Source organism: Nocardioides exalbidus (assembly GCF_900105585.1).
In the GTDB taxonomy this organism is placed as follows: Bacteria; Actinomycetota; Actinomycetes; order Propionibacteriales; family Nocardioidaceae; genus Nocardioides; species Nocardioides exalbidus.
Genome location: NZ_FNRT01000002.1, coordinates 474008 through 484215 on the forward strand (window position 1 = coordinate 474008; position 10208 = coordinate 484215).

Annotated in this window: 5 protein-coding genes; 2 read left to right on the forward strand and 3 right to left on the reverse strand. The window is 67.6% G+C overall.

Going from position 1 to position 10208, the window contains the following annotated elements; translation table 11 throughout:
* Nucleotides 1-117: 117 nt before the first annotated feature.
* Nucleotides 118-1056: a hypothetical protein gene (locus tag BLV76_RS02680; protein WP_090967741.1), complete on the forward strand. Its 939-nt coding sequence runs from the start codon at nt 118-120 to the stop codon at nt 1054-1056.
* A gap of 113 nt (nt 1057-1169) precedes the next feature.
* On the forward strand, nt 1170-2360 hold the full coding sequence (locus tag BLV76_RS02685) for an O-antigen ligase family protein (protein WP_175539546.1): 1191 nt from the start codon (nt 1170-1172) through the stop codon (nt 2358-2360).
* On the opposite strand, the gene BLV76_RS02690 is transcribed toward BLV76_RS02685, so the two are convergent.
* Genes BLV76_RS02690 through BLV76_RS02700 form a run of 3 tightly spaced genes read right to left on the reverse strand, consistent with a single transcriptional unit; the run spans nt 2335 to nt 10200 of the window.
* On the reverse strand, nt 2335-3927 hold the full coding sequence (locus tag BLV76_RS02690; RefSeq protein ID WP_090967743.1) for a glycosyltransferase family protein: 1593 nt from the start codon (nt 3925-3927) through the stop codon (nt 2335-2337). The two genes, BLV76_RS02685 and BLV76_RS02690, sit on opposite strands and share 26 nt — an antisense overlap.
* Nucleotides 3924-5396 carry an oligosaccharide flippase family protein gene (locus BLV76_RS02695; protein WP_175539547.1) on the reverse strand — a complete coding sequence of 491 codons (1473 nt, stop codon included), beginning with the start codon at nt 5394-5396 and terminating at the stop codon, nt 3924-3926. Before BLV76_RS02695 ends, BLV76_RS02690 begins: the two co-directional genes overlap by 4 nt.
* 52 nt (nt 5397-5448) lie before the next feature.
* Nucleotides 5449-10200 carry a DUF4082 domain-containing protein gene (locus tag BLV76_RS02700; RefSeq protein WP_090967745.1) on the reverse strand — a complete coding sequence of 1584 codons (4752 nt, stop codon included), beginning with the start codon at nt 10198-10200 and terminating at the stop codon, nt 5449-5451.
* Nucleotides 10201-10208 lie beyond the last annotated feature (8 nt).

The window sequence follows — 10208 nt, forward strand, 5'->3', positions numbered from 1 at the left end:
CCCTCGCGCGAGGGGCACGTACCCCATTTGTGGGAAGGGGTCCACGAGCGCGCCCGACCTGCCCGGGCCCGTGGAACTCTCGGAACCGAGCTGATCACGCAGAAGCAAGGGGGCAGCGTGGAGCTGCACGTTTTCTGGCGCACATTGCGCCGTCGCTGGTACCTCACACTCGTGGTGCTGGCGCTGACGGTCGGGGCGACCGCCTATGCGGTCCGCACCGTTGGACCGACCTACAAGGCCGAGGGCTCGGCTCTGGTGTTCCCGCCGGCGAGCTCAACGCGATCCGAGGGCGAGACAAAGACGGTCGGCAACCCGTACCTAGAGCTGGCTGGCGTGTCGCAGGCACGCGACGTGGTCATCCGGTCGCTGACGTCGCGCAACGTCAGCACCGACTGGGAGGAGCAGTTTCCCGGCATGACCTACGAGGTCACCCCCGACTTCACCAACAGTGCGCCGATCATCCTTTTCGTCGTTGAAGGAGGCACAGCCACCGGGGCGGCGGCCGCGCTGGACGACCTCATGGGCAGGGTGCCCAGCATCCTCGTCGACCTGCAGGACGGGCTCGGCCTGCCACAGGACGGTTTCGTCACCGCACGGAAGCTGACCCAGGACTCCCGACCAGCGGTGGTCCACAAGGATCAGATCCGAGCCGCGCTGCTCGTCGCAGCGATGACCGCCGGACTGGGGCTGCTGCTCCTCGCCCTCGCCGACTCGCTGCTCAACCTCCGCGTCCGCCGGCGGTCCGAGAGGTCCGAGAGGTCCGACGAGACCACAGACGAGACCGCGGACACCGACGACCGTGGCGACGAGCGCCCAGGCGACGCGCATGGCCCTCCGATGGTGGAGCGCGAACCCGCGGGAGATCCCGAGGAAGAACCCGAGGTGGCCTACACCTACCGGGTCCCGCTGGAGTCCGATCTGGCGGTCAGTCCTGCCCGTTCGAGGTGGTCGCGACGGTCCCTGGGGTCCGAGTCCTCGGGCCTTCACGCTCCTCTCGGCGGCCGTGAGGTTCTGTTCACGACCTCGAGGACGAAGGCCTCCAGCAGGAACCGATGACCCAGACACGCGCCGCTTCTCCAGATTTCGGCGTCGTGGTCGTCAGGCGCGGAGCTGACGCCACGACGATCCTGACGGTCTACCTCTTACTCCTGTGGCTCATCCCGACCTCGATGGTGGTGCCCGCCCTCGGTAGCGCCGGTAGCCCCTCCAGCCTCATGGGCGTGGCCTGCTTCTTCTGGTGGGCCTGGTCCCACGTCCAGCGGTCAGGTCCAACCGGCCAGCCCTTCCAGCTGATGCGGGTTGCGGTGCTCGCCTGGCTCGTGGTGATGGTCATCGTCTACGCCCACGCGATGTCGGGTCCGATCCCGCGTGACGAGATCAGCGTCGCCGACAACGGGATGCTCCGACTCTTGGGACTGGCAGGGGTTCTCCTCCTGGCCCACGACGGCATCACGAGCCCGGCACGACTGCACCTCCTCCTGCGAAGGCTGGCGATGGCGGCCGGCGCCGTCGCGATCCTCGGCCTCCTCCAGTACCTCACCCACCGGTTGCTGGTCGACCAGCTGTCGATCCCCGGACTGACGCGCGCGTCGCTGGGCGACGAGCTCGGCAGTCGGTCGGGATTCGCCCGCCCGAGCGGGACGTCGACCAGTCCCATCGAGTACGGCGTGGTGCTGGCGCTTGCGCTTCCCATCATGATCGCGCTCGCGGGGAGTCAGCAGCGCCACCGGTTCCTGTTCCGGCTCCTGCTCGTCCCAGCGGTCGCCTCGATCTACTTCTCGGTGTCGCGATCCGCGTACCTCTGCACACTGGTGGGCCTCCTCGTCATGGCGATCGCATGGAACAACCGTCAGCGCCTCCAGGCCCTGGCACTGCTCATGGTGGCCAGCACAGCGGTCTACGTGTCCGTGCCCGGTCTGCTGGGCGCGATCCGGGGGCTGTTCTCCAACGCCGGCAAGGACCCGAGCGTTGCCTCGCGGACCGGGAGCTACGACGTCGCCGGCCGATTCATCGCTGACAGCCCCCTCCTGGGGCGCGGGTTCGGCACGTTCCTGCCGAAGTACTGGATCCTTGACAACGGCTACCTCGGCCTGCTGATCGAGGGAGGCATCCTGGGACTGGCGGGGCTTCTCGTCGTCACCGCGACCGGCGTCCTGGCCGCTCGCCGAGCCAAGGCCAGGGCGTCCCACCAGGACGACAGGCAGCTCGCGCACGCGGTCCTGGCCTCCATCATCGCCGCCGCCGCCGGCACGGCGTTCTTCGACATCTTCGCGTTTCCTCAGTCTGCTGGCGGACTTTTCCTGATGCTCGGTCTGGCCGGTGCCATGCGCCGACTCAGTGAGCCCGCCGTAGCGACCTGAGCAGGTCCTTGGCCCGACGGGCCCACGGAGCTGGCAGCAGCAGCGCAGGGCGAGCGCGACCCTGCCCCGCGAGCAGCGCCGCAGCGCGGAGCCGGTCCAGCCAGCCGAGCTCCGGCGCCATCACGTCGAGCGTGCCCACCAGCGATTGGCCGACCCCGTTCTGCATGACGCGCGCGAGACTCAGGTCGAGTGGTCCAACCTGTCGGGGGACCACTGGCGAGCTGACCGCGGAGGGCGTGGCGGACGGCGCATCGAAGACCTTTCCCACCTGCTCGAGCCATGATCCTTCCGAGTGGAACCGCCGCACCGCAGCACCCGAGCGCATCCCTAGCTCCTCCCGCAGCGCGGACGACTCGATCAGTCGCACGAGCTCAGCTGCGAGCCCGTCACCCGAAGTCGTGGCGATGAGCACGTCCTCCAGCTCGGGCGTGTCAGCACCGAGGACGGCAACACGCTCGTCGGGGTCTCTCCAGGTCATGACGGGTGTGTGGAGCGTGGCGGCCTCGAGCATCGAGGTGAGTGACGAGAACGGATAGGAATCGATGTAGATGTCGGCGGCCTCCAGCAGCGTGCCGACATCAGGAAGAAGTCCCCAGGCTCGGCCCAGACCTTCGTCGGCCAGGACCTTCCAGTCCCCGTCGGGGCTAGGCCCCGCGACGTGCATCCGCACCTCTGGATGGTCCCGCAGCACAGGAAGCAGGACGTCCAGCAGACCTTCTCCCGGCGCCGCGCCGTACTTGTACGTGTCGGCGGCGCTGACGATCACGACCGCGTCGGAGTCGATACCGAGACGAGACCGGGCTTCCTCCCTGGAAAGGCTGCGCTCCTTCAGCTGGAGTGGTCGGACCAGCAATGCGTTGCGATCCTCGGCGATCCCACGACGCTCCGCGTTCAGCCGAGCACCGCTGTGCCGCAGGTTGACGACACGATCGGCCAAGGACGCACCCAGCCAGAAGACGTGGTCGGCGTGGTTGACGAGTAGAACTTCGGGGCGATCCTGCATCCCGGACAGCGCGATCCACGCCACGACGTCGTTGGGATGCACGTGCAGCACGATGTGGTCGAACTCCACCGCCAGCCGGCGCAGGGTCGCGGCGCGCGTCACGAGCCCGTGGCCAGGACTGTCGAGGAGCGTCACGGAGTCGGGTCCCGTGAGGGATGCTGTGATCTTCTTCGGCACCTCCCGCTCACCCTGGGCAGTCACCACCACGTGGTGATCGCGATCGCTGTCGAGATGCAACCAGTTGGCCAGCATCTGCGTGTGCCCACCTGTGGCGTACAGCTGCGACGCGACGTGGAGGACTCGCGGGCGGACATCGCGCTGCTGCGGCCGACGCAGCACTGGCCGACGCAGCACCGGTTCGACGGACGCCCCCAGGCCGACGAGCACTCGCTCGAGCTCCGGGGAGGCGAACGAACCTGTGGGATTGCACCAGGCGAAGGTCGCCGCAGTCATGGCCGCCACCGCAGCGGGCTCGTGCCTACCGCGTCTCTCCAGAATCCGGCTTCTGTTCACCAGGTCTTGGAACGTCGCCCAGTTCTGGTCGGCCTGACGGTGGTCGATCATCGTTCCCCGACTCCTGCGAGGGCGCTGACCGTCTCAGGAGGCTTGCGCAGGGCGCGGACCTGCCGTGCCTGCTCCGGGTGCAACGCGACCAGACCACCGATGGCGGCCAAGCAGATGATCCCTGCGGCGCACGAGCCAAGAAAGGGCGAGGATACGCGGCCGAGCACGGCCGAGGTGGCCGCGGCTGCCCCGACGGCGACCAGTAGCGGGACGCGTACCGCCGCGGCGAACGGGGCGACCTTGAGACCGGCGCGCCGCAGGAGAACCAGGTAGCACGGCAGGATCGCCACGAGCGCCACGGCGAGCTCCGCTGAGGCGACGCCGACCATTCCCTCGCGTCGTGCCGCAACCACGACCACGGGAGCCAGCACCGCCAGCCACAGCGCTTGGACCAACAGGAGCGATGCTGTACGACGCAAGACGACCAGGAGGTCGTAAGACAGTTCGAAGAAGATCCGCAACGAAGCGACCAGGACCAACAGTGCGAACACGTCGGCGGCGGGAGCCCACTCCCGTCCATAGACGAACGTGACGACGTCGTCGGCTGCAGACGCCCCGACCAGGCACACCGGCAGCGCCACGATCGCGACCACCTTGAGCAGCAGCGTGAAGGAGCGCTCGAGTGCTGTGATATCTCGTTGGAGCCGGGAGAAGACGGCTGGGGCCACGCTTCGCAGGGGCTGCGAGAACATGTTCACCGGCCACGACGCCAAGTTGAACGCCAGGACGAAGTACCCGAGGGTCGTAGCCCCGAGTGTCGCACCGACGACGACCTGCTCGACGTACGCCACAGCAAACACGATGACGCTGGCGCCAGCCAGCGGCAGCCCGAACCGCAGCAGCGGCTCGACGAGACTCCGATCGACCCGCAGGCGGTAGGGCCTGGTCGCAAGCACGAACAGCACCACCCCAACGAACGTCGACACCACGCGTCCCCACGCCAGGCTCCACGCGCCGAACCCCATGAGCGCGAGGGCGAGCGAGAGACCGGCACCGGTCCAGGTGACGACCTGGTCGATCGCGAACCTGCGTCGTTGCCTGAACTGTCTCTGAAGAAGGGCCGCCGGCCCCGCGACGGCTCCGCTGAACACGACCGACACGGACATCAGCTGGATGATCCCGGCAGCATCCGGAGCGCCCAGCAGCGTTGCGACGGGTCCTGCGGTGACGCACAGTGTGACGAAGAGGAGCACGCTCCCGATCGTCGAGATCGTGTTGACCGTGCCCAGGACGGTCTCCGGATCACGCTCCCAGCGCACCACAGCGAGGCTGACGCCGAGCTCATTGAAGCTGAGGACGGCCACGAGCGCGACCATGGCGACGGCGAACGTGCCGAACTCGTCCGGGCCCAACGTCCTCGCCAGCAGCACTCCGACGAGAAGAGTGCCGAGCCTGGACATCGCCGTGTTCAGGAAGCTCCACCCGAAGGCACCAGCAGCGGCGCGCGCTAGCTGTGTGTCGCTCTCCACCCGCATCCCCCCGAAGCCGTGTCGTCCATCCGTCCTGCGGTCGTCCCGCCGGTCACGGCGACGCGGCGAACGCCACGTCGACGAAGTAGTTGGTCGAGTTCCACGAGGATGACGGGAACCCGCCCCCCGCGCCGTAACGGTAGACGCCGTTGCCTCCCCCCGGCGCAGTGAGCGGACCGACCGTGCGCGGCGAAGCGAAGTAGGCGCCGGTGAACGAGTACCTCCCGTTTGGCGCGTAGTACGAGACGGTGTAGGTGTTGCCCGCGGTCAGCGCCACCGGGGTGGCAAGGGTGGCTGTCTGCCATCCGGTCGCGGTCTCGCCCGAGAAGGTGACCTGACCGAGACGGGTTCCTCCTGGACTCCAGATCGAGCCCACATGCGTTCCGGTATTGCCCGCGCCCTTGTAGAACCGGACCGCCGTCACCGTGCCGTCGACGGACGGCGTGAACTTCATGCCTATCTCAATGGCGTCGGTGTCGTCGGCCGCTGCTGTTGCCGGTGCGGCTCCGAGCAAGAGCGAGGTCGTCCCCGAGCTCGCCGCAGCCGTCGTGAACGACCAGGTCTGTGTCGGTAGGGTCGCGCCTTCGGTGGAGGTCAGACCAGTGACCGTCACGGTGAAGGTTGACCCGGCCGCCAGTGCCGCCGACGGCGTGAAGGTGATCGTCTTGCCGTCTGTCGACAAGGCCGCCGCGCCTGGGACCGCGGACCCGCTACGTGCGAGCGACATCGTCCAACCCGTCGCCAGCGGGGCGGAAAGGGTCAGCGACGGCTTGACCGTGACCGCCTCGTCCACGTCACCCGCGTCGGGATTGCGACTGGTGACCGACATGGTCGCAGCTTCGCGGGCGAAGACGACGTCGACGAAGTAGTTCGAAGCCCCGTACGAGTACGACGGATAGCCACCGCCAGCGCCGTACAGGTAGCGACCGTTTCCAGCTGCCGGTGCCGCGAGGTCACCTTGGGTGACCGGGTTGGCGAAGTATCCACCCGTCACCGCGTAGTGGCCTTGCGGCGCGTAGTAGGAGACCACATAGGTGGTACCGGCCGTCACGCTCAGCGCCTGTGGCAGTGTCGCCGTCTGCCATCCGGAAGCGGTCTCCCCGGTGAACGTGACTGTCGCGAGCCGCGTGCCGCCAACGGACCAGATGGAGCCCGTGTGCGTGCCACCGTTGCCGACTCCCTTGAAGAAGCGGATCGCCTTGATCGTCCCGGAACGCGCGGGCGTGAACGCCATGCCGAGCTCGATCGGCGCGCCGTCGTCCTGCGCAGCCGTGACTGGCACTGCGTCCCCGAGGAGCGTCTGGTTCTGCGTGTCCTCTGCGACCCGGGTGCGGAAGGTCCACGTCTTGGCGCCGAGTGCCGCGCCATCGTTTGACACGACCCCGGTGAGGTTGACCGTCACGTCGGTCCCGGGCGGCAGAGCAGCGCTGGGCGTCCAGGTGATGCGGGTGGCGTCCGGGGAGAGCAGTGCAGAGCCAGTGACCGCACCGCTGGCCGTGGAGACACTCACCGCCCAGCCGGCGCTGATCGGGGACGAGAGGTCCACCATGACAGTGGTGGTGCGGGGGACGTCGACAGCTCCCGGCGCGGGTGTCTGCGACGTCATCGAGATGCTCGCTACGGTCTTCTCGAAGACCACGTCCACGAGATAGCTGGAGCTCGAGGTCTGACCCGGGAAGCCCGTGCTGTATGTGTACGCACCCGCGCTGGAAGTGACGCGGAGCGGCGCCCAGGACAGATCACGCTCAGCGAAGGCGTTCGGAGAGACCGAGTAACGACCGGTCGTCGTGCGATAGGAGACGAGGTATTGCGTGTCCTTCGCGATCGCGACCGGGGTCGCGAAGTTCAGCTGCTGCCAACCGCTGGCCGACTCGTTCGTGAACGTGCCGGAGGCCAGCTCGACCCCATTGGCGTTCCAGAGCGACCCCACGTGGGCGCCGGTGTTGCCGGGCGACTTGTAGAACCGGATCCCGGTCACGACGCCCTTGACGTCCGAGGTGAAGCGGGTGCCGAGCGACAGCGGGACCCCGTCGTTGATCTCCAGCGTCGCGGGAACGGTCTCGTCGCTGAAGAGTGAGCAGGGACAGACCCCGGGCTGGTTCGGCGGCTTCGCTGTGGTGAAGGACCAGGTCCCGCCGGAGCTGATCTGGCTGCCCTGGGTGTCCGTGCCTGACAAGGTCACGGTGTAGCGGACGAACGACGCGAGCGCAGTCGATGGCGTGAACGTGAGGATCCGCGTCGTGGCGTCGTAGGACTTGGTGCCGGTAACCGTGGCACCGTTGGCGTCGACGACCGAGATACCCGGAGTCCCGGTCATCGGCTTGGAGAATCGTGCCGAGACCTTGGTGTCGATCGGGATCGCGGTCGCACCCGCAGCCGGCGCCTGGCTCAGCGCGACGAGCGGTGAGTCGTCCGTGGCAGAAAAGGAGACATCCACGAAGTAGTTGGTGTTCTGGTGGCTCTGCAACGGGAGGGTGCCCGCACTTCCGAACACACCGGCGGGCGTGGACCCGTAGCCGCCCTCGACCTGCATCGCGCCGGCGTCCTTGCCGCGATAGGCGAAGGCGTAAGCCTCCGATGCGTAATGACCGTTCGGCGCGGTGTAGGAAACGGTGTAGTTCTGGCCCGCCGTGAGCGGGATCGCCGCGGCGAACGTCGCCGTCTGCCATCCGGTGGCAGTCTCACCCGCGAACTGAACCTGCCCGAGCCGCTGCCCGCTGGCGCTCCACAGCGAGCCCACGTGGGTCCCGGTGTTGCCGGATCCCTTGTAGAAGCGGACACCCGTCGCGAAGCCGTCAGTCATGGCGGTGAAGCGAAGCCCCAGCTCCACCCCGCCCGGGTCATCCGTGTCCGGGGTGCCCGGGGTTACGTTACCGAAGATGCTGCACGGGCACGTCACGGAGAACGAGCGGGTTGCCGCTGCGCCCACGTTGGCGCTGTCGTCGACGCCCCGGACCAGGATCGCCGTGCTACCGCGACCCTGCTGGACGAAAGTGTGGGTCCATGACGTGGTGCCCGTCGCCGCTCTCCAGGTCGTGCCGCCATCGGTCGACACCTCGACCCCGGCAACCCGCCCGGCGGCGTCCGAGGCCGTGCCGGTGACCGTGACGCGGTCGCCGTTCTTCTGCGCTGCTCCGGCCGCGGGCGAGGTGATGGCCACGGTGGGTCCGGCCGTGTCGGTTGACTTCGAAGCAGCCGCAAGACCGGTCATGAGGGTGGTGGGCTGGGCTCCCATGTCGGCCAGCAAGTTGACCTGCGCCTGCTGCATCCGCGTGTCTGCGACCGCGTCGCGGTACTCGGAGTCGTGAGTGGCGTCCAGGCCCCACACCCACTGAACGGACCCGGCACTGAAGACGAGCGCACCGCTCGGAGCCTTGTAGAGCGTGAGGTTGTGGGTCGTCGTACCGGGAGTGACGGTCTTGCCGAAGTCACGCAGGTACTCGGGAACCGCGCCCGTCGTGGTCGACAGCTTGATCAAGCCGGGTGGACCGAAGCCGTTGTCGAGCGGCTCGTTGGACTCGTAGCCCACGGTGTGCGGCGCGAGGGTCGTCGACGGACCCGTCATCGAGGCGAGGCCCGTGTTGCGCCACAGCCGGAGCTTGCCCTCATCCTGACGGACTGTCAGAGCGAGGTCGCTGAAGTTGACCATGTAGGCCGTCCCGATGAGCTCGTTCTCGGGCGAGCCTCCGCCGTTCGCTCGCGAGGCGAAGCGAGGGTCTCGCCATGTCCCTGTCCACTCCGCGGTGGGATCGATCTTGGCGTCCGACCACGTCTCCTTGTAGCTCACGAGGGTCCTGTAAGCAGTGTGCGAGCTGTCGGCCGACGACTCGTAGCGCGTGCGCCAGTAGCCCTCGTTGCCGGCCAGGAACTGGAGGTTGACCCCTGCATCACGCGCAGCCGTGATGTTGGCTCGCTGGGCGCCGCTCCAGTACTCGTCGTGACCCATGGAGATGAACGTCTTGTGGTTCTTGATCAGGTTGCCGCGGCGATCCGTGTCGACGCCGGCCATGTAGGACACGTCGTAGCCGTTTCGCTCGAGGAAGCGCACCAAGGGGTACTCCGTACCGAAGTAGAAGTCTCTCCCGTAGGCGGTCCCACGCGTGTTGAACGGCCGGTTGTAGCTGATCTTGTAGGCACGTCCGTTGGCAGCGCCCTGGTAGAAGTCCGAGCCGCCGTAGGTGTTGTAGGCGTGCCAGGTCGGGTCCGAGGTCTGCACCACGATGTCGGAGGTGCTGGAGTCGTCGCGGACCACGAAGGTGATGTGACTGCGGTCGCCGTTGCTCTGCTGGAGGACTGCCAAGTAGACGCCCGAGACAGCAGTCGAGGGAACGTTCCAAGACGCGGAGACCGCCCAGTTGCCGCAGTCGTAGAGCTCGGTCGCGACGTCGGTGATGCAGTTCGGCTGGTTCTGCGGCAGGGAGACGCTGGGCGCCACGGATGCGATCTTGCGTGCACCCAGGCCCTGGTACCAGCCCGTGCGGAAGATGTCGATGGTGTAGGCAGAGGCAGAAGTCTTGATCTTGAAGTCGATGCGTTGCCCGACATTGACGGAGATGTCGGTGGCAAAGCCCTGGATCGAGGCGGCGCCGGCACCGAAGATGTCCCACTCAGCCGGATCGGCGCCGGGCTTGGAGTTCTCGCACGCGATCTTGTTGCCCGTCGGACCGCAGGGATCCGCCGCGTTGGCCGCCGTCGGGCCACCGAGGATCGCCGGACCCACCAGTGCGTTCAGCCCCGCGATCAGCAGGAGTGCCGTCGCCTTCGCTGCCCACGATCGCGAACTGCCGCTCTTCGACCTGCTCATGTCTCCAC